Consider the following 24603-nt stretch of genomic DNA (forward strand, 5'->3'; position numbering starts at 1 on the left):
TCCAACTCCCCATACGACACCTCAACCCCACCCACCCGCACCGCCACCGCACCCGGCACCCGCCGCACCTGCTCCTCAAACAACCCATGCAACAAGCCACCGGAAGCGAGGGCCGGCACTCCGTCGGAAACCGACGTCGACGGATCGGGAACAGGCTGCCGGCCGTCGTCGCCGAATTCCGCGTCAATGGTGTTGAATTCGTTCATCAGCAGGAGTCCTCACAGACGTCTCGAAGACACGAGGGTTTGGTATCGGCGCATACGCCAGCCAGCCCCGGAACGGATGACGGAAACGGGGGCGCCCACCGGCGTGGACAATCACCGGAAGCCCGGTCAGGGCCGACTCTACGACACCGGATCGCGGCGTAGAAACGAACGGACCGGGCGTTCGACCGCGCCGCGCGGGCAGTCGTACGACCGGCCCTGCCAGATCGGACGACGCCAATTCGGCGGCGAACCGGGACGAGCGGCTCCACCCGCCGCGGGCAGAAGCCGCCACCCCGGATGTCGCCGCGACGACCACCCGGTTCGGCGGCGGATGCCGTGCCGGCCGCACCCGGGGTGACCGGGTCCGGCCGGCACGCTCTCCGGCGGGGCGGGGTCCGGGTTCAGATCTCCTCGAAGGTCATGCCGGCGGTGACGATCCGGGCGACGGTGACGGCGAGCGGACCGGCGTGCGCGCCCCGCAGGAGTGAGAAGTGGCTGCCCGGCACCTGCTCGGTGACGAGGCCCGGCAGCAGGTCGCCCCAGTGGTCACCGGCCGGCAGCAGCTCCCGGCGGTCACCGTCGCCGTCGCGGGCCCGCAGCAGGTGCACCGGCTCGTCGAGCGGCGCGGGCTCGTACGCCAGATAGGCCCGCCGGTTCGCCTCGACGGCCCGGCGCAGCCGGTCGAACTCACCGGACAGGTCGCCGACGTCCGAGGCGTCGATGCCCTCCGCCGCGAAGACGTCCAGCTCGGCGATCGACCGGCGGACCCGCTCCCGCGCGACCGGGGACGCGACGGCAGCCGGCGGCGGCGCCGTGTCGAGCAGTACGGTGGCGGCGACGTCCACCCCGCGCTCCCGCCACTGCCGGGTCATCTCCAGCGCCACGCAGCCCCCCATCGACCAGCCGACCACACCGACCGGGCTGAGACCGCGCACCGGGTCGACCTCGGCGACGTACCGACGGGCCAGCTCCTCGACGGCGTATCCGGGCAGGTCCGGATCGGGCGACTCCAGGGCGTAGACCGAGAACTCGTCGCCGAACGCGGCGGCCAGCTCCCGGAACGGAAGCGCCGACCCGCCGGACCCGTGCACCAGGACGACGACCGGGTGACCCGGGTGGGGTGCCAGCGGCACCAGGCTGCTCTGCCGGGGGCCGGCGGTGGTGATGCGTTCGGCGAGCTGCCGGACGGTCGGCGCGGCGAACACGTCGGCCACCGCCGGCCGGACGCCGAGCAGCCGACCGCAGGCGGCGATCAGCTTGAAGATCAGCAGGGAGTGACCGCCGCACTCGAAGAAGTTGTCCGTCGCGCCGACCTCGGTCCGGCCCAGCACCTCGGCGAAGACGCCGGCGAGGGTCACCTCCGTCGCGCCCGTCGGCGGCACCAGCGCACGCCCGGCGGTCTCGGCGCCGGACGGCCCGGACCAGCCCCGCAGCAGCGCGGCGTGGTCGGTCTTGCCGTTGACGCTCACCGGGATCCCGTCCACGGCGACGATCCAGTCCGGCACCATGTGGGCGGGCAGCAGCCGCGCCGCGTGCCGACGCAGCTCGGCGGCGTCGGCTCCGGTGCCCGGAGCGGGCACCACGAAGGCGACCAGCCCGCTGCGACCGGGCTGGTCCACGGCGAGCACGCTGCACTCGTCGACCCCGTCGTGTTCGGCCAGGACGCTCTCCACCTCGGCGAGTTCGATCCGCATGCCCCGCACCTTCACCTGCCGCCCGATCCGGCCCAGGTGCTCGAGGACGCCGTCCGGCCGGTACCGGCAGATGTCGCCGGTGCGGTACATCCGCGCGCCGGGCGGCCCGTACGGGTCCGGGAGGAAACGTTCGGCGGTCAGGTCGGCGCGGCGGTGGTAGCCGTGGGCCAGCCCCACCTCGGCGGCGAGGTACGCCTCGCCCGGCACCCCGATCGGCAGCACGTCGAGGTGCTCGCCGAGGACGTAGAGACGGAAGTTCTCCGCCGGCCGGCCGAGCGGGACGACGGGCGCGCCCGGCTCCCGGGGCACCACCATGTCCGTCGCGCAGCCGGTCTCGGTGGGGCCGTAGCCGTTGACCAGGTCGGCGTCGAGCCGGGCGTGGCAGCTGTCGCGCAGCCGGGGGGTGACCGGCTCGCCGCCGGAGAGCACGTACCGCAGCGAGCGGCCGGCCCCCTCGGGCAGCTCGTCGAGGAAGACCTGCAACAGGGTGGGAATGAGGTACACGGTGGTCACCCGGTACCGGTCGATCAGCGCGGCGAGCTGGTGCACGTCGCGGTGCGCCTCGGGCGGGGCGACGACCAGCCGGGCACCGGCGTAGAGCGGCCAGAACACCTCCCACAGCGACACGTCGAAGCCGTACGAGGTCTTGAACAACCCGGCGTCGCCCGCCCGGTACGGGTAGCGGCGCTGCATCCACAGCAGGTCGGCGACCGCGCCGTCCACCGGGCAGACGACCGCCTTGGGACGCCCCGTCGAGCCGGAGGTGTAGAGCAGGTGGGAGGCGTGGCCCGGCGGTCGCACCGCGGTGACGTCGGATGCCGGCTCGTCCGCCCAGCGGTCGGCCTCCACGTCGAGCGTGACGACCTGCCAGGAGCCGGCGGGGACCCGGTCCCGGCAGGCGCGGTCGGTGAGGACCACGGTGGGCGCGGTGTCCGCGAGCATGAACGCGAGCCGGGCGTCCGGATGCTCGGGGTCCAGCGGCACGTAGGCCGCCCCGGACTTGGCCACCGCGTAGATCGCGGTGACCATGGTGAAGCCACGGGCCAGGCAGAGCGCGACGCGGGAGTGGGCGTCCACGCCCTGCCGGCGCAGGAAGTGGGCGAGGCGGTTGGCCCGCGCGTTGAGCCCGGCGTACGTCAGCTCGCCCTCCGGCCCCTCCAGCGCGACCGCGTCCGGGGTACGTCGCACCTGCTCCTCGAAGGGCTCCGCCAGGGTGCGGTACCGGTGCTCCGGACGCCGGTACGGGTTCAGCTCGCCCAGGATGCGGTCGGCCTCGGCCGGGGAGACCAGCGGCACCCGGCCGACCGGGGCGTCCGGGTCGGCGGTGACCGCCGCCAGCACCTGAAGCCAGACCTGCCGGAACCGGTCGAGGGTGTCCCGGTCGAACAGGTCGGCCGCGCACTCGACCATGCCGTCGAGCCCGTTGGACGACTCGGTGAGCGAGAACGTGAGGTCCCACTTCGCGGCGCCGTAGTCGAAGAGGCTGAAGGGAACGATCTCGGCGCCGGGCAGGTGCAGCTCCTCGGCCGTCTGCATGCCGAAGTAGGTCTGGAAGACCGGATGGACGCCGAGATCGCGCGGCACACCGAGCCGGGCGACGATCTCGTCGTACGGCAGGGCCTGGTGGTCCTGGGCCTCCAGCACGGTCCGGTGCACGTCGCGGACGACGTCCCGGAAGGTACCGGTCGGCAGGAGCGCGGTCCGCAGCGCGACGGCCTTGACGAAACAGCCGACCAGGTCCTCCGTCACGGGATGGTCCCGACCGGCCAGGGCGGTGCCGACGATCAGGTCCCGCTGCCCGGTCAGCCGCAACAGCATCACCTTGTACGCGGCGAGCATCACCACGAAGAGGGTGGTGCCCTCCCGGTCGGCCAGTTGCCGCGCAGCGTCGGCCGTCCCCGTGGGGACGGCGACCGGGAGGGCGTGCCCGAGCCGGCTGGACACCGCCGGCCGGGGCCGGTCCTTGGGCAGGTCCAGCACGGGTAGCTCCCCGCCGAGCTTGGCCGTCCAGTAGCCGACCTCCCGGGCCAGCCGCCGCTCGTCCACGGTGGAGCCCTGCCAGGCGGCGTAGTCCAGGTAACCCACCCGTCCGGCGGGCGGCAGCGTCCCCCCGGACAGCACCGTGGTCAGCTCGCGCAGCAGGATCGTCCAGGACCAGTTGTCGGTGATCAGGTGGTGCACCACCATGACCAGCACCGCCCCGCCCGCCGGCAGCCGGATCGCCGAGAAGCGGAACAGCGGCCGCTCGTCGGGACGGATCAGCTCCCGGGCGCACCGGTTGGCGATCACCTCGGCCCGCCGGTCCGCCTCGACGGGGTCCAGACCGGTCAGGTCGTACCAGGTCACCTCCGGGTCGAAGGGCCCCTCGTCGATCTGGACGGGGGCCCCGCCGGTGTCGGTGATCCGCACGCGCAGCGCATCGTGCCGCTCGACGAGGGTCCGCAGCGCGACGGCCAGCCGCTCCTGCTCCGGTGCGGTGCGCAGGTGCACGGTGTCGAAGATGTTGTACTCGGCGCTGGCCGGGTAGAGCCGGGCGAGGAACCAGATGCGGGCCTGTGCCGCCGTCAGCGCGACCGGGGTGCCCGGGGCGACCCGGGGGATCGACCAGTTCGCGCCGTCGTCGACCTTGCGGCTGAGCAACCGACGGATCAGTTCGTCCTGTGCGGTACCGAGGTTGGTCACGGTCGTCACCTCTCCATCTGGTCGAGCAGCTTGGCGGCGTCCTCCTCGGACATCGCGGCCACCAGGTCGGTCAGGGAGCGCTGGATGGTCGCCGCCATGTGCCGGACGGTCGGCTCGGCGAAGAACTGCCGGACGGTGACCCGCACCCCGAAGGTGGCGTTGACCCGGTTGAGCACCTGGAGGGCGCGCAGGGAGTTGCCGCCGATGGCGAAGAAGTCGTCGGTACGGCCGACCCGCTCCACACCGAGCACCGACTGCCACAGTCCGCTCAGTTCGGTCTCCACCGCCGTGCGCGGATCGTCGCCGGTGACCCGGGCGGTGCGGTCCGCGCTGGTGGGCGCGGGCAGCGCGCGCCGGTCCAGCTTGCCGGAGTGGCCCAGCGGGAGCGCCGCGAGCGCGACGTAGACGGCGGGCAGCATGTACCCGGGCAGGAGGCGCTCCGCGTGCGCGGCCAGCTCGGCCACCGCGACGTCGCCCACCACGTACGCGACGAGCTGGTTGACGCCGTCGTCGTCCGGACGGGCCACCACGGCGCAGTCGGCCACCCCCGGGTGCCGGCCGAGGACCGCCTCCACCTCGCCGACCTCCACCCGGCAGCCCCGGATCTTGGTCTGGTCGTCCACCCGCCCCAGGTAGTGCAGGATTCCGTGCTCGTCGACAGCGGCCAGGTCACCGGTGCGGTAGAGCCGCTCCCCCGGCGTCACCGGGTACGGGTGGGGTACGAACCGTTCGGCGGTGAGCGCGGGACGGCCGTGGTAGCCCCGGGCCAGGCCGCCCACCCCGGCGACGCAGAGTTCGCCGGGAACACCGACCGGGACCGGCCGGAGCGCCCGGTCGAGCACAAGAAGACGGTAGATGCCGAGCGGGCGACCCAGCGGCACCCGGTCGCCCCCGTCGTGTCCCCGGCCCTCCCAACCGGCGACCTCGGAGGTCTCCGTCTGCCCGTACAGGTTGTGCAGCTCGGCGGTGAAGTGGCCGGCGAAGCGCTCCAGCAGCCGGGTGCCCACCGCCTCGCCGGAGAGCTGCACCCAGCGCAGGTCCGGGTACGTCCGTTCCGGCGCACTGTCGAGATAGGCGCCGAGCATCGAGGGCACGAAGTGGCCGAACACGGTCCGCTCGGCGGTGAGCAGCCCGGCGAGGTGCGCCACGTCGGCCTCGAGGCCCGGGTCGGCCATGGCGACGGTGGCCCCGGCGGCCAGCGGGCCGAAGATCTCCCAGATGGCCACGTCGAAGATGAGCGGCGTCTTGTGCACCACCCGGTCGCCGGGCGCCAACCGGTACCGCCGGGCCAGCCACTCGAGGCGACCGGCGGCACAGCGGTGGTCGAGGACCACGCCCTTCGGGGTGCCGGTCGAGCCGGACGTGTAGTAGACGTACGCGGCCCGGTCGAGCGAGCGGGGCACCGGCGGGGGCCGCTCGGCCTCCCCGTCCGACGGGACCACCGTCGTCGGCACCGGCACGGCGGCGAGCCGGTCGAGGAGGTGGGGCTGGGTGAGGACCGTCCGCAGCCCGGCGTCCGTGGCGACGGTGGCCAGCCGCTGCGCCGGGGCGCGAGCGTCCAGCGGTACGAACGCGGCCCCGGCCTTCAGGGTCGCCAGCACCGCCACGGCCAGGTCGACCGAGCGGTCCACCAGGACGCCGACGGTGTGTTCGGGACCGATACCGGCCCCGGCCAGCCGGTGGGCCAGCGCGTTCGCCCGTCGGTCCAGCTCGCGGTACCGGATGGTGGTGCCCCCGCACTCGACCGCGACGGCCTCGGGCCACCGGGCCGCCGCCGCCTCGAACGGCTCGTGGATCGGCTCCAGGTCGGGGTAGACGGCGTAGCCGCTGTTGACCCGCGCGGCCAGTGCGGCGTGCCTGCCGGCGGGGAGCAGCAGCAGCTCGTCGATCCGGGTCGCCGGCCGGTGCACCGCGTCGGCCAGCAGGGTGCGGTACGCGGCCAGGAAGCGCTCGGCCGCCGCTGCGGTGAGGGCGCCGTCCGCGTACTCCAGTTCGCAGCGGAAACCGTCGTCGGCCGGGGTGACCACCAGGGCCAGGTCGACGCCGGGCACCCGGCGGTGGACGGTCACCTCCTCGACGTCCGGCCCACCGGGATCGGCCGGGTGAGCCGGGTCGGCACTCGGCGCACTGGCGTCGGCCGGGCGGGCCGGGTGGGCGTCCGGGGCGGCGGCTCCGTCGGGGGCGGCGCGCAGGACGAAGGCGGCCCGGACCACGCCCGGTCGGCCGACCGCCTCCGCCACCTCGGCGCGGGGCAGCTGCCGGTGGGCCAGCGCGTCCGCCAGCGTCGCGGCCGTGCGGTCCAGCAGGTCGGTGAAGGCCTGCTCCGGGCTGACCACGGCCCGCACGGCCAGGGTCGGGTCGGACGGGCCGACGACGTCCGGGACGCGGCCGGCCCGATCGCCGTCCGGCAGTCCGACGAGGAACCGCTCGGCGCCGGAGTACCGGTGCAGGGTGGCGACGAAGGCGGCCAACAGGACGGCACGCTCGGCGAGGTCGCCGCTGCCCGCCGGGCGACCGGACCGGGCCACGGCCAGGGCCCGGGCCGTCCGGCGGACCTCCGCGGCCACCGGAGCGGCGACCACGCCGGAGGTGGCCGGCGCGTCGGCGGGGCGGGGCTCGCCGACGAGCCGCAGGTCCTCCGGCGCGTCGGCGAGGCTGTCCCACCGGGTGAGGTCCAGGTTCCCCCGGATCCGGACGGCGGGGGTGACCGGGAGATCGACGCCGTCGGGCGACGGCGGAGCAGGGTGCTGGAGCACGTGAGGTTCCTTTCGCCAGGCGCGGGGGCGGCGGGCAGGCCGGGCCCCACGGCGCCGGTCAGCGTGGACGGATGGTGACGGGTAGCGACGCCAGGCCGCAGACGATGTGCGACGGGATCCGCCGGGGCGTCCCGTCGAGGGCGACGCTGCGGGTGCCCCGGAGCAGCTCCTCCACCACGGCGAGGATCATCAGCCGGGCGATCGGCCCGCCGATGCAGGAGTGCACGCCACCACCGAAGGTCAGGTGACGGTTCGGGTGCCGGTCGAGTCGGAACTCGTCCGGCCGGTCGAAGACGGCCTCGTCCCGGTTGACCGAGGGCAGCCACACGCTGACCGCCTGCCCGGCCCGGATCGCCGTGCCCGCGACCGTGGTGTCGGTGGTCGCCGCGCGCATCAGATGGCTGATCGGCGGCCCGAAGCGGAGGAACTCCTCGACCGCCCGCCGGGCGGGCACCGCGCCGGCACGCAGCGCGGCGAACTGGTCGGGGTGCTCCAGCAGGGCCAGCAGGCCGGAACCGGTCACCTGCCGGGTGGTCTCGGTGGCCGCCACGATCAGGTTGTCGCAGGTCAGGATGATCTCGTCGTCGGTGATGTCGAGACCGTCGGCCTGCGCCCGCGCGAAGACCGAGACGACGTCGTCGCCGGGGGCACGCCGGCGCTCGGCCAACGCCTGACCGTAGTACTGGAGGACCTCGAGGTGCGCCTCCTGCGCCGCGGTCCCGTCGATGTCGTCGATGTGGTCGCTGGCGGCGCGCGTCCAGCGACCGACCCGTTCGAGGTCGGCCGCCGGCACGCCGAGCAGGTCCGCGGTGACCGCCAGCGGGAAGGGGGCCATGACGTCGTGGACGAAGTCGCAGGAGCCGGCAGCGGCGGCCCGCCGCACCAGTTCCCCGGCGACCCGCTGCGCGCGCTCCCGCAGTGCGGCCACCGCCCCGGGGCTGAACAGCCCTCTCATCACCTCCCGCAGCACGGTGTGCCGGGGCGGGTCGGTCAGCGTCAGCATCGTCCCCGCGCCCGGGAAGGGGTCGGACAGGTTGGGCCGCAGCACCGTCCCCCGGGTCGAGGTGAACCGCGACCAGTCGGTGAGCACCTCCAGTCCCGCCGCGTGACCGGCGACCGCCCAGAACGGCTCGTGCCCGTCCGGGGTGTGCCAGGAGACGGGACGGTGCCGGCGCAGGTGCGCCCAGACGGCGTGCGGATCACCGTGCGCGTACAGGTGCGGATCCGTGAGCGCGGGCAACGTGTCGGTCACGACGCCTCCTCGGGGACGGGCCGCCGGTGGTCGTCCGGCGGGACGGGCAGCTCCCGCATGCGCGGGATCGGGGACCAGAAGAGGAACAGGACGCTGGCGGCCCCACCGACGACGGCGATCCACATGGTCGGCCGTAGCCCCAGCCAGGTGCCCATGCCGCCGGCCACCAGCGAGCCCAGCGGTCGGGCGCCGTAGTTCACCGCCAGGTGCGCGCCCTGCACCCGGGAGCGCAGGACGTCGGGGGTCAGCGCCTGTTGGATGGAGGTTCCGCTGATGTCGCAGAGCATCAGACCGACGGCGGAGACGAACTCCCCGACGAGCAGCATCGTCACCACCAGCCAGCGGTCACCGGTGGCCAGCGGGGTCAGCACCAGCGCCGCCGGATACAGGAACGAGCCCACGATGAACGTCGCGCCCAGGCCGATCCGGCCGGACGTCCAGGTGGTCACGGCGGACCCGACCAGGGCGCCGACCGCGCCGACGCTGATCACCAGCCCGATCATCCCGGCGGAGAGCCCGAGTTCCCGCGCGGCGAACAGGAACAGCAGGGTGAAGTAGACGGAGTAGAAGAAGTTCAGCCCCGCGCCGGCGACGAACTTGGCCAGCAACGCCGGGGTCCGCCGGACGAACCGCAGCCCCTCCCAGACGTAGCCGCGCGCCTCCGTCGGATCGCCCTCGGGTTCGGTGACGTCGACCGAGCGGAGCAGGACCGCCGAGACGACGAAGGAGAGGGCGTCGAGCAGGATGGTCACCGGGGCGGACACGATCTGCACCAGCACGCCGCCGACGCCCGGACCGGCCACGAGGGCGAAGGAGAAGCTGCCCCGGGTCAGCGAGGTGCCGGCCACGAAGTGCTCCCGGGGCACCATGGCCGGGAAGAGGCTGTACGAGCTGACGTTGAACAGCACCGCCAGGGCGCCGACCAGGAACGCCACCGCGTAGACGTACGGCAGGGTGAGCGCCCCGACGAGGTAGGCGACCGGGACGCTGCCCAGCAGGACCGCACGCGCCAGGTCGGTGGAGATCATGATGCGGCGGCGACGTCCCCGCCGGTCCACCCAGGCCCCGGCGTGCAGGGAGAAGAGCAGCAGCGGCAACGACTCCAGGGTCCACAGCAGACCCATGTCGACGGCGGACGCGTCGAGCGCCAGCACCGCGGTCAGGGGCAGCGCGACCATGGTGACCTGGTCCCCGACGTACGACAGGCTCTGCGCCGTCCAGTAGCGCCGGAAGGAACGGTCGCGCAGGACCACCGGGATCCGTCCGGGCCGGCGGCCGGTCACCGTCGTGGGCCCGTCCACCCCGGTCACGGCTGTTCGGCGGTGGCCGGGCCGTGCCGCAGCGCCGCGTTGGTCTGCTCGACGAGGTGGCGTGGCGTCCGGGCCTGCCGCAGCACCGCGTCCGGCAGCGTGACCCGGTGGACGGTCTCCAGGTGTCCCACCGTCCTGAGCACGGTGAGCGAGTCGTATCCGAGCAGGTCGAACGGGACGTCCCCGGCGTCGTCGCGCGCGGCGGCGGGCCGGTCCCCGCCGGCGTGCTCCGCCAGCAGGTGCAGCAGGTCTTCGAGGGTCAGCTCGGTCATGGCCAGGGGCCCTTTCCGTTCGAGTCACACCACGAGCAGGGTGCAGAACCAGTGCATGCCGGAGGAGACGCCGGCCAGTGCGATCACGTCCCCGTCGGCCAGGTCGCCGTGCCGGGCGAACGCGTCCAGGCAGATCAGGTGGTCGGCTGCGCCGCAGTGCCCGGTCGCCGCCGCGAGCGACGCGTTGGTGCGCTCCGGCGGCACCCCGACCGCGGCGGCGACGGCGGCGATCGACGCCTGGTTGTCGTTGAGGTAGACCAGCCGGGCCACCTCGCTCCGGTCGATCCCGACGCGGCGGCAGGCCCGCTCGACGACCTCGACCACCCGGCCGGTCAGCGCGGTGGCGAACTCGGCGAGCTGCGCCGGCGCGCGCCGGAAGTGGCGGTACACCAGTCCCAGCACGTCGACGTCGGGGTTGCCGACCCCGTCGGGTGGCAGGGGCACCGCGCTGCCGCCGTACTCGACGCGGAAGAAGTCGACGTAGGCCGGGTCGGTGATCTGCTCGGTGGCCAGCCAGCGCAGCCGGGGATGACCACGACGCAGCAGGGCGGCCGACGCGCCGTCGCTGCCCAGGCAGGTGTTGAGCCGCATCCGGTTGCTGTGCGCCTCGCTGACCTGGTTCACCGCGACCAGCAGGACGGTCTCGACGTCGTCGCGGACGGCGAAATGCCCGGCGACCTGTTGGAACCCGGTGACCGCCGAGGCGCAGCCCTGGTTCAGCAGCAGCGTCGGGGCGGTGGTGCCCACCTCCCGGGCGACCGCGGCGGAGACGTCCCACTGGAGGAACTCGGGCACCTCGCTGTTCGCCACCACCAGCAGGTCGACCGCTGACGGGTCGACGCCCGCGTCGGCCAGCGCGGCGGTGGCGGCGCGGGCGGCCAGCCGGGTCGGGGACTGCCCCGGCGGGGACCGGTGGTACGTGTGGTAGCCCCAGTTCAGCACCCGCTCCGGATCCTCGACGTAGCTGGCGGCGGTCTCCGCGACGGAGCAGGGCTCGCCCAGCGCCACCCCCAGCCCCGCCACGCCCACCCCGACGGCGGGCACTACCGCCCCGCCCCGTCGGTCCGGCGGTCCCGGAGGTGGCCGGCGAGGTCGCCGACGGTCCGCAGTCGCAGGTACTCCGTCAGGTCCAGGTGGACGTCGTACTCGCTCTCCACCGCCGCCAGCAGTTGCAGCGCGGCGAGGCTGCCCCACCCGCCCAGCCGGTCGAAGCGGGTGTCGAGGGTGATCTGCTCCTCGGGTACGGCGGAGAACCGGGTGATCAGCTTCCGGAGCGTCGGCAGCACCTCAGACACGTTCCCCACCTTCCGACCTGTCGGTGACGTCCCACGCGGGCGCATCGACGACCTCCACCACCGCGCAGCTGTAGGTGAACCCGCTGCCCATGCCGCACAACGCCACCCGGTCGCCCGGCCCGACCGCGCCGGTCTCGAGCAGGTGGACCAGGCCGGCGGCCGGGTCGCCGGCCCCCAGGTGCCCGACGGTGCGCCCCCACTCCCAGCAGGTGACGGAGTCGTCGATGCCCAGTTCGGTGCGGAAGTCCCGGTCGACCATGGTGAGCCCGACGTTGTCGAAGGCCCACCGGCTGATCCCGGCGGGCCCGGCCACTCCCGCCTCGGCCAACGCCTGCCGGACGCTCTCCCGTTGCCGCTGCGACATCGCCGCGACGAGGTCCAGCAGGCGGTGGCCGTGTTCGGCGAAGAAGGCCGGCCGGTCCGGGAAGACGGACGAGTCGGCGAGGCCGATGTCGGCGAACCGGCCGTCGCCGAGAACCACCGTGGACAGCAGCCGGGCCACTCCGGTGCCCCGGGTGAGCACCAGCGCGGTCCCGCCGTCGCCCAGCACGTTCCCGGCGTCCGCGCGGTACCGGTCGACCCGGGTGAAGCGGTCGGCGGTGGTCACCATCGCCGCCGTGCCGGCCGGCGCGGCGGCGAGGTACGCGGCGGCCAGTTCGATGCCGGTCATGCCACCGTTGGAGGACTGTCGCACCTCGACCGCGCTCGCCACGCCGCCGACGGCGGCACCGTGCACCCGGGACGCCGGGGCGACGTGCGCCGGCCCCTGCGGGCCGATGCCGGCGTGCACCAGCAGCCGGATCCGTTCCGGCGGGACGGCCGCGCGGGTCAGCGCCCGGCGGGCCGCCCGGACGGCCAGGTCGGTGGCGGGGCCGTCGTCGTCGGCCACCGAGACGGCGAGGAAGCCGTCGGCGTCGCGGACAGCGGCGTCGTAGCGGCCCTCGGCCACCGCCGTGGCGGTCTCCTCGCGCCGGCCGAGCGCGCTCGCGCCGCCGGCCACGTAGATGTCGGTCCACCTCATGACTGCTCCTGCCGGCGGGACGTCTCGATGGTCCGGATCCGGTCCCGGTCCGGCTTGCCGGTGGCGGTGCGGGGCAGCGGGCCGTCGGTGATCCGCACCGTCGAGGGGACCGCCGCGGCGGGCAGCCGCCGCGCGCCGAACGTCCGGACGTCCACGTCGGTGAGACCACTGGCGGCGCGTCGCCGGACGACCGCGTGCAGGCTCCGGCCACCCGGCTCCCGGGACACCGCGACGACCACCGCCTCCCGCACGTCGTCGTGGGCGAGCAGGACGTTCTCGACCTCCTGGAGGTTGACCTGCTGACCACGGATCTTCACCTGGAAGTCGTTGCGACCGGAAAGGGTGAGGGTGCCGTCCGGATCCCGGCGGACCAGGTCGCCGGAGCGGAAGTAGCGCCGCCCGTCGGCCCGCTCGGGGTGCGCGACGAACCGTGGTGGCCCGGACGGGTGCAGGTATCCGGACGTCTGGAACGGCGTGTGGACGTACAGTTCGCCGACGCCGGGGCCGGTGACGACCCGTCCCGCGTCGTCGACGAGCAGCGCGCTCACCCCGGGCAGCGGATCACCCAGCGGCAGCGGCCCGGCCGCGTCCCGAGGCAGCCGCACCTCGTGTCGGAAACTGTCGTTGGTCTCGGTGCACCCGTAGACGTTGGTGAGCCGGGCGTTCGGGAAGAGGGCGGGCAGCGCGGCGAGGCAGGCGGGGCGGATGGCGTCCCCGGTGACCACCACCTGGTCCGGGGTGTCCAGTCGGACGCCGTGCGGCCGGGCGGCGTCGACCAGCAGCTCGTAGAGGAGCGGCACCGCCTCGACCACGTGGACCTGCCGGGTGCGCAGCAGGTCGAGCAGGCGGGGGCCGGTGGCGGTGTCCGGGTCGACGAGCACCACCTGTCCCCCGTGGGCCAGCGTCGCCCAGACCTCGAACAGGGACAGGTCGAAGTTCAGCGGCGCGTAGCTGAGCACGCGCCGGCCGGGTCCGACGTCGAACGCCGCGTGCACCCAGTCGACGAACCGGTCGACCGCGCCGGCGCCCAGCGGGACGATCTTCGGGGTGCCGGTGGAGCCGGAGGTGGTGAGCAGGAAGGAGGCAGGATCCGGCGCGGTGGGGCCGGACGGGACGGGTCGGTCCGCCCCGGCGGCGGCTCCGACCAGGGCGGCCCGCTCGGCGTCCCAGTCGGTGTCCGGGGAGATCACCTGGACGCAGCCCGCCTGCCCGAGGAGCGTGCGGAGGGTGGCCGGCGGCAGTCCGGGCCCGGGGACGAAGCAGGTCCGTCCCGCCGCCAGCACCCCCAGGACGAGTCCGACCGCGCGGGCCGACTTGCGGGCCAGGACGGCCACGGGTCCCTGCGGCGCCCCGGCGAGTCCGGCGGCCACGGCCCGCACCGAGTCGACCAGTTCGGCGTAGCTCGTCAGCTGTCCGGCGTCCACCAGGGCCGGCGCGGTCGGGTCCCGGCGGGCCTGCTCGGCCACCCGGGCGACCAGCGGGTTCACCGGGCCACCGCGTAGGCTTGGCCGCCCCGGGGGCTGGCGGCGGCGACCAGCAGGTCGTCCGGGCCGACGCCGGTCGCGCACACCTTGCCCAGGGAGTACGCCTCGACCAGCTCGACCTCGTGTCCCCGGGCCCGCAGGTCGGCCAGCACCCCGGGGTCGAGGCCCGGCTCGAGCACCAGCGACCGGGGCCGGGACCGGCGCGGGCTGAACGACGACGGCACGTGGTCGGTGTGGAAGGTGTTCGCCTCGACCGCCGCCTGCGGGCTCATCCCGAACTCCAGGTGGTTGAGGAGGAACTGCACCGTCCACTGGTCCTGCTGGTCACCGCCCGGGGTGCCGAAGGCCAGGTACGGTCGCCCGTCCCGGAGCACCAGGGTCGGGCTGAGCGTGGTGCGGGGCCGCTTGCCCGGCGCGAGCGAGTTCGGGTGCCCCTCGACCAGCCAGGCCATCTGTCCCCGGGTGCCGAGGGGGAAACCCAGGCCGGGCACCACCGGGGAACTCTTCAGCCAGCCGCCGCTGGGCGTCGCCGCGACCAGGTTCCCCTCCCGGTCGACGGCGGTGAGGCAGCAGGTGTCGCCGCTGGCCTCGGTCAGCCTCACCACCGCCGGGATCCCGCTGTCGAGCTGCCGCAGCCACCCGGGCCGGTCGCGGGGGCTCTCCCCGGTGACCGGCGGCGGCGTCCAGCCGGGCCGGCCGAGCGGCGCGCCCGGATTCAGCTCCGCCGAGGCCTCCGGGGTGACCAGCGCCCGGCGGGCGGCGGTGTACTCGTCCGCGAGCAGGGCCGCCAGCGGTACGTCGGTGAAGTCCGGGTCGCCGTACCACGCCTCCCGGTCGGCGAACGCCAGTTTCGCCGCCTCGGTGACGGTGTGCACGTGCGCCGCGCTACCGAATCCCGCGTCGGCGAAGCCGGTCCCCGCGAGCAGGGCGAGTTGCTGGAGGAAGACCGGGCCCTGCGACCACGGACCGGGTTTGCAGACGGTGTACCCCCGGTAGTCGAACGTCACGGGCTCCTCGACGGTGGCCCGCCAGCCGGCCAGGTCCGCGCCGGTCAGCAGGGCGCGGTGCCGCTCGCCGGTGGCGTCGAGCATCTCGGCGCGGGCGGCGAAGTCGTCCACGGCCTCGGCGACGAAGCCCTCGTAGAAGGCCCGCTCGGCAGCGTCCAACTGCCGCTCCCGGTCACCGGTGCCCGCCCTCGCCTCGGCGAGGAGACGGCGGAACGTCCGGGCCAGCGCCGGGTTGCGCAGCCGCGCCCCGGGCCGGGGAGCAGCCCCGTCGACCAGGTACGTCCGCCCCGACTCGGCCCACTCGTCGCGGAACAGCGGGGCGAGCGCGTCGATCATCCGGGCTGCCGCCGGCAGCAGCGGATACCCGGACTCGGCGTACCAGATCGCCGGTTCGAGGACGTCGGCGAGGTGGAGCCGACCGTGTTCGCGCAGCAGCCGGAGCCAGGCCCCGAAGGCTCCCGGCACGCACGCCGCGAGCAGTCCGGAGCCGGGGATCGCGGTGAGCCCGAGGGCCCGGAACCGGTCGATCGTGGCGGCCTGCGGCATCGGGCCCTGCCCGCAGATGACCCGCACCCCGCCCAGCCGGGCGTCGTGCAGCATGATCGGCACGTCTCCGGCGGGGCCGTTGAGATGCGGCTCGACGACCTGGAGGACGAAGGCGGTGGCGACCGCCGCGTCGAAGGCGTTGCCGCCCCGGTCGAACATGGCCATCCCGGCCTGCGAGGCGAGCCAGTGGGTGGAGGCGACGGCACCGTACGTGCCGCGTACCTCTGGTCGGTGCAACATGCTCATCCCTCCACCGGGCCGGAGCCCGGAACAGCGAGTTCCCCACGGTCCACCGGCGCCACCCGGCCGGAGACCGACGCCCCCGAGACCCGGCCGGCGGCCACGGTGACGGTGCAGTCCAGTCGGCCCTGTGGGGCGGTGCCGGCGCCCTGCTCGATCCGGTAGGTGTGGGTGCCGTCGACCACGGGCAGTTCCTTCGCGGCGACCAGCCACGCCCCCAGGCCGAGCGCGACCGGCGCGCAGGCCGGGTCCTCCGGCATCCCGTACCCGGGGGCGAAGAGGCGGGCCTCGGCCCGGCGGGCCGCCCGGTCCCAGCTGAGGACCAGCACGTCGGGCAGGTTGCCCGCGCACATCAGGGCCAGGTCCGGCCGGGCCCGGCGGACGGCGTCGGGGTGGACGGGCAGGTAGTGGAAGAGCGGGCCGAAGCCGGCCGTGCGGGCCGGGCCGGCCGCCAGGTCGGCGGGGTCGAGCCCGACGGCGGCGACCAGCAGGGCCCGGTCGACCGGCGCGCCGGGCAGCGGGGCGGCGGCGGTGATGGTGCCCCCGCCGGGGGTGACGGTGACCGGCAGCAGTCGGGTGCCGCACTGCTGCACCAACCGTCCGGACGGCAGGACACCCAGCCGGTGCAGGGTCACCGCCGTCCCGAGCGCGGAGTGCCCGCCGTACGGTGACTCCCCGGCCGGGGTGAACACCCGCACCCGGTAGTCGGCTCCGGCCATGGTGGGCGGCAGCACGAACGTGGTCTCCGGCGTGCCGAACCGGCGGGCGAGCACGTGCATCGCCCCGGTCGGCAACCCGTCGGCGTGGGGTACCACGGTCAGCGGGCTGCCGGTGGACGCTCCGGTGGCGAACATGCCCACCCGTTCGTAGCGGATCACGCGGCCCCCTCCGGGCGTCCGGGCAGACTGCCGGCGATCTGCTCGAAGACGTCCATCCGCGCCCGGTACGGAAACTGTGACCGCGGCCAGTGCACGACCAGGTCGGTGAAGCCCAGGCCGGCGAACGTCGCCGCCGCGTCCTGGAACGCGGCCACCGAGTCGAGCACCCCGCCGACCGACGCGCCGGTGAGCAGGAGCCGGTCGATCGTCGCCGGGTCCCGGCCCACCTCGGCGCACGCCCGTTCCATCGCGTCGAGCTGCCGCCGGAGCACCGGAACGGTACGGGGGAAGGGCTCCGGGTCGAACCCGTTGGCGACCCCGGAGGTGACCCAGGTGTCGGCGAACCGCGCCGCCAGGCGCATGCCGGCCGGCCCGGCGGCGGCGACGGCCAGCGGGATCCGGGGCCGCTGCACGCAGGCCGGGGTGAGCACGAGGTCGCGGCAGTGGTAGTGCTCGCCCGCGTACCCGACCCGTTCCCCCCGCAGCAGCCGGTCGGTCAGCTCGACGAACTCGGCGAACCGGGTGGCGCGGCCACCGGCTCCCGGCGTCCCGGTCAGCACGTCGGAGTCGTAGCCACCGGCGCCCACCGCGCAGACGACCCGCCCGGCGGAGATGTCGTCCAGGGTCATCAGCTCCTTGGCGAAGGTGGCGGGGTGCCGCAGACCCGGGTTGGCGACCAGCGCGCCGAGCCGGATGCGCGAGGTGGCCACCGCCGCCGCGGCGAGCGTCGGCACGACGCCGAACCACGGTTCGTCCCGCAGCCACCGCCAGCTCAGGTGGTCGTACGTCCACGCGTGGTCGAAGCCCAACTCCTCGGCGCGCCGCCAGCGGGCGCGCGCCTCGGGCCAGTGGTGTTCGGGGAGGATCACGACGCCGTACCGCATCTACGCCCCGTCCGGTCGGCCGGCCGGGTGGGGTCGGCGCAGGTCACCGGGGCGCGCCGGCGCGCCGGGCAGCCGCGTCGCGCTGCCGGCGACCTGGAAGCAGATCTCGGTGAAGTCCCGCTCGCACCCACGTACCGCGACCGTGCGCAGCTCCGCCGGGCCGCTGCCGGGCTCCTCGTCGGCCTGCGGGTACAGCCCGTTCGTCGCGACGTCCTGGGTCACCGCGACCAGCCGGCGCAGCAGCTGGGCGACGACGTCGTGCCGGGACACCGGGGCCCGCTGGGTGAGGAAGTAGTTGTCGTAGAGCAGGTGCAGCAGGCGCACGTCCTGTGAGCCGCGGACCTCGGACCGGCGCAGCAGCGACCGCCCGTCGGGCACGAGCTTGGCCGCCACCCCCTCGTGCACCGTCTCGTGCAGCTCGATCGCCTCGCGCAGCTCCCCCGCGTCGGCCGACCCGGTCAGCAGCGGTCGCCGGCCCCGGAACAGGTCCCGGACACTGCGGTAGTCGGGGGCCCAGCCACCGCTGAAGCTGGGATGCCGCAGCTGCATGCTCGGCCGGATGGTCCGCTCGTACGTGTCGCGCGGGCAGGAGCCGGTGTACAGCAGCATCGCGCAGTAGCCGCGCACGTACCGGGTGAGCGGGTCCAGCGCCAGGACCGGATCGATCCGCCGGTCGCTGGCCGCCTCGACCAGCTGTGTCATCAACCGCCAGATCACGAAGGTGACCTGGTGCCCGGTGAGCCAGCGGAACCAGTACAGCTCGTCGCCGGGTCCGGCCGCCGGGGTCCGCTCCGACGGGCCGTACGCGGTGGGGCGGAGGATCCGCCGGCACGCCTCGGCGTAGTCCGGCCCCCACCGCGTCGGGTCCCCGGCCGGGTCCTCGTCGCGGGTGGCGGGGTCGGGCAGGGTCAACGGCTCCAGGCCGTACGGGAAGCCACCGAAGCTCCACCGTCCGCCGGTCGGCAGCTCGCGGAGGACCAGGACCGTGTCCGTCGTCATCGGGCCTCACCCGGCACGTGGGTGAACTCCCACTCCAGCCCGTTGACGTCGTAGACGTAGAGGCTGCGCACCCCGTCGTCGTCGGCCACCACGTCGGTGGGGGGCTCCGGGAGCGCGAACGTGTACCGGCCCGAACGGAACAGCCCGATCCACCGTTCCCGGAGGGTGTCCAGTTCCTCCGGGTGGTCCACCGCCAGGCACACGTGCTGGAACTGGGTGAGGCTCTCCCCCGGCGCGGGCGCCGGACGTCCCTTCCGCTCGAACAGGTGCAGCCGGACGTCGCCGACGGCGACCTCGGTCAGCCGGGTGATGCCGGGCAACCGGCTGCGGGTCAGCGCGGAGAAGGTCTCCAGCGACCAGGCCGGTCGGGCCCCGAGGAAGTCCGCGTACCAGGACAGGGTGTTGTCCAGGTCGTTGGTCTGGACACCGACGTGGTGGAACCGTGGCACCGGTGCCGGGGGTGGGGTGTGGGCCATGCCGGTCACTCGTCCCGCTCGAGCATGTGGTGCTTGTGGAGTTCCGCCATCCGGTCGACGATCTCCGGCCGGCCGCTGCGCCGGGCGATCTCCCGGGCGGCCCGCCACACGAAGTCCGGACCGCCGTCGCGGCGGAAGTTCTTCTTGATCAGGATCCCGAACAGCTCGGGCAGGTTGTCCAGGTCGACGACCTCCGCCAGCCGCAGCACCGCCGCGTACTCCTGGTCGGTGAGGGCGGGCCGGGCGATCGTGTTGCCGGCCGGGATGCCGGGCCGCGTCGTCACGTCGGCGCGCAGCAGGCGGTACGGGTCGGGCACACCGGCGAAGTCGAGGATGACGTGCATGCGCCGGAAGTCCGAGAGCACCCCGGCGCTGTGCATCCGGGTGACGTCCAGGCACCAGACCTCACCGGACTTCATCCGGTAGACGGTCCCGTCCTCCAGGAAGAGACAGTCCTCGTTGGTGGCCAGGGGCACGTGCAGTCGGTGGGTGGCCCGCTGTTCCTCGGGCACCTCGGTGAACTCCACGTAGTCCCGGTGCGGCATGAGCACCGTCTCGGACATCACCGCGAGCCGGGCGAAGAGCAGGTGCTCGGTGTCGAAGGTGCGCTCGATCAGCTCGGTGACGTACGGCAGGCGTTCGCCGTAGGGGGTGGGGCGCGACGGCCGGGACGGGTCGTAGTGGGCGATCACCCCGTCGCCGACCTCGCCGCCGTGGGTCCAGAGCATGCAGCTGCTCCACGGTCGGCCGATGGAGAACTCGATGTACGGCTCGGAGAACCGGAAGTCCCGGGTGGCGGCGAGGTCCGTCCGCAGCCGCTCCTGGTCGATGTCCACCCGTCCGATCAACTGCGTCTGCATCTCATCCCTCTTCCGTCATGAACCTGCGGAGGCTGGCGGGCCGCATGTCCACCCAGAGGGTGTCGATGCGGTCCAGACACGCCTGTCGGGACTGGGGTTCGCCGACGACGTCCCAGCCGACCGGCACGGGACTGTCCGCGTGCCAGATCGAGTACTGCTCCTCGTGGTTGCGCACGACGACGAACTGGTCGTCGGCGACCTCGTGGTCCGAGGCGGTGCTCATGGTCAACTCCTGGGGGCGAGCGGTCGGACGGGTTCGGCGGCCAGCGGCCAGGACCCGTCGTCGCGGGTCAGGTCGAGGCCGACGACGTACTGGATGAAGCCGCGTTCGCCGGCCTCCGTGCGGCGGGCCAGTTCCCGGGCGGCGCGCAACCGGTCCGGCTCGGCGCGGTCCTGGGAGAGCTTGAACCGGCCCACCAACTCGTCGATCTCGATCTCGAAGCCGATGATGTGCCGGACCAACCGGTCGATCCGCGGGTCGCCCGGGGCCAGCAGACTCTCCGGTTCGGAGCGGTCGGCGATGTCACAGAGCCCCCGGACGAGCGTCGTCCGGTCCCGCACCGGGCGGACCGCGCCGCGCACCTGCACGCTCATCGAGTTCCAGGTGGGCAGCGGGTCGTTCGGGAAGAGCTTCGGCGAGATGTACGAGTTGGGGCCCTGGAACAGCGCGAGCATCCGCCGACCGTCGATCAGGTCGGCGTGCGGGTTGGCCCGGTCCAGGTGTCCGAAGAGGACCCCGTGCGCGCCACGGGTGCGGTCCAGGATCAGCGGGACCTGGGTGACCACCGGTTCGCCGTCAGGCAGCACCGAGACGAGTGCGGCGAACCGGAACCGCTCGATCAGCGCGAACAGCTTCTCCCGGTCGTGCTCCAGGTAGTGACCGGGCGGGTACGCGGTCCGGGGGACCCGCGCCCGGACGTCGTCGAGGATCTCCCCGGCCCGGAACGGGATGTACGACAACAGGGTGTCGCCGAGGCCGAACGCGGACTCGGCGACCCCCTGCACGTACAGGCCGCCGGTGACCTCCGGGCCGGTGCGCACCCGGTGTTCCCGGGTCACCACCGGTGCGCCCGCGTCGTCGCGGACGAGGTGCGGCAGCAGGTCGGCGAAGATGTCCGGGTCGAGGCTCCGCTCGTACCCCGTGGCCAGCACCACGCCGTCGCAGCGGACGGTTCCGTCCGGCCCGCCGAGCCGGTCGGTGAGGGTCGCGACCAGCGGCGACGCGGTGTCGTCGCCGTCCGGGCGCACCGCGGCGAGCCGGGCGAACCGGTGCATGACGAGCCGCTGCCGCCCGCGCACCGCGTCGAGGTACGCGAGGCCGTACAGCCGGTCGATCAGGTCCTCGCGGACGACGCCGTAGTTGGCATCGCGCCGTTCCCGGACGAGCAGTTCCCGGTGCGGCGCGCCGAGCCGGTGGAAGCGGTCCATCTCGGCCCGACTGAACTGCTCGTTGCCGAAGGGGCTGTTGTCGGTGGGCCGCAGCGCGTAGCCGGGGATGGCCATGTGGACCCGCGCGGCCGGGTACCGGGTCAGCAGGTACTCGGCGATCTCGCCCGCGCTCTGGCCGGCCCCCGCGACGAGGAACTCGTGGGGCCGGTCGCGGTCGGGGAAGAGCGCGGGGAAGCGGTCGAGGAACGCGCTGGAGTGGACGACCCGGGGACCGGCGGCGAGCGATCCGGTCGGCAGCCGGGGCAGGCCGCCCGGGGCGTACACGACGTTGCGGGCCAGAAGCGAGGTCCGACGGCCGGTGGCGAGGTCCTCCCCCGTCACCCGCAGGAGCGACATCCGGCCGGTGCCGGTCGGCGCGACGGGCGTCACGCGGGTGACCGCGACGCCGTAGCTGACCTGGTCGGTGAAGTCCTCGGCCACCCACTTCAGGTAGTCGTCGTACTCCAGCCGGGTGGGTCGGAACTCGTTGAGGTTGACGAAGTGCTCCAGGCGGCCCCGGGCCCTGGTGTACTGGAGGAACGTGTAGCGGCTGGCCGGGTCCCGGAGGGACACCAGATCCTTGAGGAACGAGATCTGCATCCGCGCGCCGTCGAGCATCATGCCGGGGTGCCAGCGCACGGTGGAGTGCCGTTCGAGAAAGTGGCACGTCAGGCCGGGAAACTGTTCTCTGGCACAGACGGCGAGCCCCAGGTTGGACGGGCCGAAGCCGACCCCGAGAACGTCGACGACGGATTCTTCACGTTCGACCGGAATACCGTTGACGGCGGTTTCATCATTGCGCACACGGACTCCCGTGACAGTCATGGCCCACCCTTTGTGTAGGCGGGTTGTCCAGCTGCGCCCACGATTCCCCGAATAGGGCGTGAGCGGCGGTCGGCGAGTTCCGTCGGAGATTAACGTGGTCGATCGAATCGAGCCAGCCCGAGCCGTGACCGCACGAACACGCGAACGGTGGACGACCGACGAGAACGGGACGGCACCGGCCGGATCGGCGCGGCACCGTCCCGTTCCGTCCGGTCAGGCCCCGATGTTCGTCCGAGCCTCCAGGCTTTCCGCCAGCTCGTACCAGGCGTTGCCGTTACGGCGGGCCAGCTCGGCGATCGCCTGGGCACAGTGCGCGGGCACGTTGCCGGCGTGGTTACGCCAGTGCTGGAGGCCGGCGGTGTAGCTGTCGAGCCAGCGGAGCAGGGCACGACCGCCGTCGGTGAACCGCAGCGACGGGTCCCGGCGCAGGCTCTGCAGCATTCCGGGCGAGTCCATCGTGGTCAGCACCGAGGTGTACTCGGCGTCGTTGCGCCGCGCCGAGCGGGCCGGTCGGGTCGTCCGGTCCACCCGGTCGGTCGACCGCTGGCGCGCGGGCACCGGATCCGCGCCGTCCCGCAGCCGGTTGCGCACGTCCAGGGCGGTGGACGGGGACACCCCGGCGGCAGCGGCGATCTCCCGGATCGGGGCGTCCGGCCGCTCCTCCAGCAGTCTGCTGGCCAGCAGGCGGCCCGCTGCGGCACTGAGCGGACGTACCCGGCCGTCCCGGCCGATCCGGACCGCCGTGTTCGACCGCCCGGACCGGTCGGTCGAACGCTGCCGGACGGCGGCCACCGTGGTGGCGCCGAGACCGGTCACCGCGGCGATCCTCCGGTCCGACCAGTCCGGCCGGCTGGCCAGGATGCGCACCGCGGCGGCGGTCCGGTCGGCCAGCGACAGCGGCAGCCCGTGGGCGACGTTGGTTTCGACGGCGACGATGAACGCCTCTTCCTGGTCGCCGTCGAAGAACAGCACGGAAATTTCCGCGTCACCGCGCAGGACCGCCGCCCGCAAACGGTGCATGCCGTCAATGACCCGCATGGTGGGGCGGTGCACGACAATTGGTGGAAGTGCCGCCCCTGATTCGGCTAGCATTCGGGCGTGTTCCTCGTTCTCGCCGGCCAGTCGCGGCGAGTCCGCCCTTAGCAGGGCAGCAACGGGCACCCGGTCCACCGCTATTCGGTCCGCCATTGGACGGCGGTGTGGAGGGACGATGCCCGGATCGATGTAGCGCATGGTGAATCCTTCCCCCGTGGGTGCGGACCGCAGGGCGGACACGCACCGTCTTACCTTCTCGGCGTTACCGCGCGAGCGCGATCCGGGTCGGGTTCTGGTGTGGATGTCGAATCCGCGTGACGTGTCGCCCGCGCCGACGGTGCTCCGCCGGACCGGCACCGCGTACATCCGCGTGCCGCTGGACGGACGCGCCACCGGCGCCGGGCCGTGCGCCGTCGCCGCTACGGGCCGGCTGACACGCCGTTTCTCACCGCGCACACGTCAGATCGCCTCCCCGTTACGATCACGAATCGCAAGGGCAGGGTAACCAACAGCCCGGCCGACCAACAGATCGATCTTCGCCACCTCGGCTCGTCCAGCGCGAATACCGACATCTCACACGGCGCGGGCATCTGGTGTGGACGACCGGCCGGTGGGGGCGTGCCGGAGCCCTCGCGTCCCGGCACACCCCCACCGTCCCTGACGGATCGACCAGCACCGGGTCAGTAGTGCGACGAGCCCGCCCCGTCCAGTCGGTGCGCCTCGTCACCGAGCAGCGCCGGCGAGAACACGCACACCAGCCGCAGATCCGCCTCCGGCCCCGCCACCAGGAAGTGTGAGTCGTGCTGGTCGAGGGCGTACAGGGTGCCCGGCGCCAACGGGTAGGACCGGCCGCGCATGTCGATGACCTCGCCCGAACCCTCGATGCAGTAGCAGGCTTCGAGGTGGTTGCGGTACTCCAGCAGGGACTTCGTCCCGGCTCGGACGATGGTGTCGGTGACCGTGTAGCCGAGACCGTCGTCGGCCAGCAGGAAGCGCCGGCTCACGCCGTTACCCCACTCCACGGCTTTCACGGTGTCGAGAGTCCTGAAGATCATCCCAGAGCCCCGCTTTCGGATGTCGGAGATTTCGTCGGGTGGGCCAGGTCGACGCCGGGTTGGTGGCGCGACCGCCCGGATGGCCGGCGTCAGCACACCCACACCCCTGCCGGTGGTCGTCGTGGGTGCCGACGACGCGGGTGGACGGGGTGCGCGACGACGACGGGCGGCGGAGGGCACGCCGACGCGGTGACCGTGGTCGCCCCGGACCCGACCCGTTCTTCGACCGACGCCCGGAACGAACGGGTCGTCGACCGCCGGTCACGCCGGGTCCGCATCCGGCATCCGGCAACCGGCGGCGTCACGATAACCGCCCCGGTCGGACCCGACAATTGATCACGTCGTACACGGGGTCGTCAGCCGTTGCCGGACCTTCCGGCACGTGGTCTACTGGCCGG

At 73.8% G+C, this 24603-nt stretch carries 20 protein-coding genes; all 20 read right to left on the minus strand.

Features of this window, described 5'->3' with window-relative positions; all coding sequences use genetic code 11:
* Positions 1-206, minus strand: a 206-nt coding sequence (locus AB0F58_RS24310; RefSeq protein WP_357147129.1) for a hypothetical protein, incomplete at its 3' end; no start/stop codon positions are given.
* 401 nt (positions 207-607) lie between these two features.
* Complete coding sequence (locus AB0F58_RS24315) at positions 608-4582, minus strand: amino acid adenylation domain-containing protein (protein WP_357147132.1); 3975 nt, start codon at positions 4580-4582, stop codon at positions 608-610.
* 5 nt (positions 4583-4587) lie between these two features.
* Positions 4588-7338 carry an amino acid adenylation domain-containing protein gene (locus AB0F58_RS24320; protein WP_357147135.1) on the minus strand — a complete coding sequence of 917 codons (2751 nt, stop codon included), beginning with the start codon at positions 7336-7338 and terminating at the stop codon, positions 4588-4590.
* Positions 7339-7396: 58 nt separating this feature from the next.
* Complete coding sequence (locus AB0F58_RS24325; RefSeq protein ID WP_357147138.1) at positions 7397-8590, minus strand: cytochrome P450; 1194 nt, start codon at positions 8588-8590, stop codon at positions 7397-7399.
* Positions 8587-9900 (minus strand): MFS transporter, encoded by a 1314-nt coding sequence (locus tag AB0F58_RS24330; protein WP_357147141.1) that lies wholly within the window; start codon positions 9898-9900, stop codon positions 8587-8589. The genes AB0F58_RS24325 and AB0F58_RS24330 overlap by 4 nt, the downstream gene beginning before the upstream one ends.
* Positions 9897-10172 (minus strand): acyl carrier protein, encoded by a 276-nt coding sequence (locus tag AB0F58_RS24335; protein ID WP_357147143.1) that lies wholly within the window; start codon positions 10170-10172, stop codon positions 9897-9899. The genes AB0F58_RS24330 and AB0F58_RS24335 overlap by 4 nt, the downstream gene beginning before the upstream one ends.
* A 24-nt stretch (positions 10173-10196) precedes the next feature.
* Positions 10197-11216 carry a 3-oxoacyl-[acyl-carrier-protein] synthase III C-terminal domain-containing protein gene (locus AB0F58_RS24340; RefSeq protein ID WP_357147146.1) on the minus strand — a complete coding sequence of 340 codons (1020 nt, stop codon included), beginning with the start codon at positions 11214-11216 and terminating at the stop codon, positions 10197-10199.
* Positions 11216-11467: an acyl carrier protein gene (locus tag AB0F58_RS24345; RefSeq protein WP_357147149.1), complete on the minus strand. Its 252-nt coding sequence runs from the start codon at positions 11465-11467 to the stop codon at positions 11216-11218. The genes AB0F58_RS24340 and AB0F58_RS24345 overlap by 1 nt, the downstream gene beginning before the upstream one ends.
* A complete protein-coding gene (locus tag AB0F58_RS24350) occupies positions 11460-12488 on the minus strand; it encodes a 3-oxoacyl-[acyl-carrier-protein] synthase III C-terminal domain-containing protein (protein WP_357147152.1) in 1029 nt (342 codons plus the stop codon). The genes AB0F58_RS24345 and AB0F58_RS24350 overlap by 8 nt, the downstream gene beginning before the upstream one ends.
* A complete protein-coding gene (locus AB0F58_RS24355) occupies positions 12485-13975 on the minus strand; it encodes an AMP-binding protein (RefSeq protein WP_357147156.1) in 1491 nt (496 codons plus the stop codon). Before AB0F58_RS24355 ends, AB0F58_RS24350 begins: the two co-directional genes overlap by 4 nt.
* Positions 13972-15765, minus strand: coding sequence for a gamma-glutamyltransferase family protein (locus AB0F58_RS24360; RefSeq protein ID WP_357147158.1), 1794 nt, complete (start codon positions 15763-15765; stop codon positions 13972-13974). Before AB0F58_RS24360 ends, AB0F58_RS24355 begins: the two co-directional genes overlap by 4 nt.
* A 2-nt stretch (positions 15766-15767) precedes the next feature.
* Complete coding sequence (locus AB0F58_RS24365) at positions 15768-16643, minus strand: PhzF family phenazine biosynthesis protein (protein WP_357147161.1); 876 nt, start codon at positions 16641-16643, stop codon at positions 15768-15770.
* Positions 16640-17527, minus strand: a complete 888-nt coding sequence (locus tag AB0F58_RS24370) for an LLM class flavin-dependent oxidoreductase (RefSeq protein ID WP_357147164.1) — start codon at positions 17525-17527, stop codon at positions 16640-16642. The genes AB0F58_RS24365 and AB0F58_RS24370 overlap by 4 nt, the downstream gene beginning before the upstream one ends.
* Positions 17528-18526, minus strand: coding sequence for a hypothetical protein (locus AB0F58_RS24375; RefSeq protein ID WP_357147167.1), 999 nt, complete (start codon positions 18524-18526; stop codon positions 17528-17530).
* Positions 18523-19002: a VOC family protein gene (locus AB0F58_RS24380; protein WP_357147170.1), complete on the minus strand. Its 480-nt coding sequence runs from the start codon at positions 19000-19002 to the stop codon at positions 18523-18525. Before AB0F58_RS24380 ends, AB0F58_RS24375 begins: the two co-directional genes overlap by 4 nt.
* A gap of 5 nt (positions 19003-19007) precedes the next feature.
* Positions 19008-19862, minus strand: coding sequence for an aspartyl/asparaginyl beta-hydroxylase domain-containing protein (locus tag AB0F58_RS24385; RefSeq protein ID WP_357147173.1), 855 nt, complete (start codon positions 19860-19862; stop codon positions 19008-19010).
* 1 nt (position 19863) lies between these two features.
* The gene (locus tag AB0F58_RS24390) at positions 19864-20085 is read right to left on the minus strand and encodes an MbtH family NRPS accessory protein (protein ID WP_357147176.1); all 222 of its coding nucleotides are present in this window, start codon (positions 20083-20085) and stop codon (positions 19864-19866) included.
* A 2-nt stretch (positions 20086-20087) separates the two neighbouring features.
* Positions 20088-22094: a SidA/IucD/PvdA family monooxygenase gene (locus tag AB0F58_RS24395; protein ID WP_357147179.1), complete on the minus strand. Its 2007-nt coding sequence runs from the start codon at positions 22092-22094 to the stop codon at positions 20088-20090.
* A 234-nt stretch (positions 22095-22328) separates the two neighbouring features.
* Positions 22329-23516, minus strand: a complete 1188-nt coding sequence (locus AB0F58_RS24400) for a ParB N-terminal domain-containing protein (RefSeq protein ID WP_357147182.1) — start codon at positions 23514-23516, stop codon at positions 22329-22331.
* A 314-nt stretch (positions 23517-23830) separates the two neighbouring features.
* Positions 23831-24205 (minus strand): ectoine synthase, encoded by a 375-nt coding sequence (locus AB0F58_RS24405; protein WP_357147184.1) that lies wholly within the window; start codon positions 24203-24205, stop codon positions 23831-23833.
* Positions 24206-24603: the final 398 nt, after the last annotated feature.

This window comes from Micromonospora sp. NPDC023956, assembly GCF_040639195.1.
Classification (GTDB): Bacteria; Actinomycetota; Actinomycetes; order Mycobacteriales; family Micromonosporaceae; genus Micromonospora.

Bases quoted from the DNA above. Each gene is read 5' to 3' on its own strand.
- AB0F58_RS24350 (WP_357147152.1), bottom strand. From the start codon at position 12,488: ATGAGGTGGACCGACATCTACGTGGCCGGCGGCGCGAGCGCGCTCGGC.
- AB0F58_RS24380 (WP_357147170.1), bottom strand. From the start codon at position 19,002: ATGGCCCACACCCCACCCCCGGCACCGGTGCCACGGTTCCACCACGTC.
- AB0F58_RS24400 (WP_357147182.1), bottom strand. From the start codon at position 23,516: ATGTACGCGGTGCCGGTCCGGCGGAGCACCGTCGGCGCGGGCGACACG.
- AB0F58_RS24360 (WP_357147158.1), bottom strand. From the start codon at position 15,765: ATGTTGCACCGACCAGAGGTACGCGGCACGTACGGTGCCGTCGCCTCC.
- AB0F58_RS24385 (WP_357147173.1), bottom strand. From the start codon at position 19,862: ATGCAGACGCAGTTGATCGGACGGGTGGACATCGACCAGGAGCGGCTG.
- AB0F58_RS24335 (WP_357147143.1), bottom strand. From the start codon at position 10,172: ATGACCGAGCTGACCCTCGAAGACCTGCTGCACCTGCTGGCGGAGCAC.
- AB0F58_RS24370 (WP_357147164.1), bottom strand. From the start codon at position 17,527: ATGCGGTACGGCGTCGTGATCCTCCCCGAACACCACTGGCCCGAGGCG.
- AB0F58_RS24405 (WP_357147184.1), bottom strand. From the start codon at position 24,205: ATGATCTTCAGGACTCTCGACACCGTGAAAGCCGTGGAGTGGGGTAAC.
- AB0F58_RS24375 (WP_357147167.1), bottom strand. From the start codon at position 18,526: ATGACGACGGACACGGTCCTGGTCCTCCGCGAGCTGCCGACCGGCGGA.
- AB0F58_RS24390 (WP_357147176.1), bottom strand. From the start codon at position 20,085: ATGAGCACCGCCTCGGACCACGAGGTCGCCGACGACCAGTTCGTCGTC.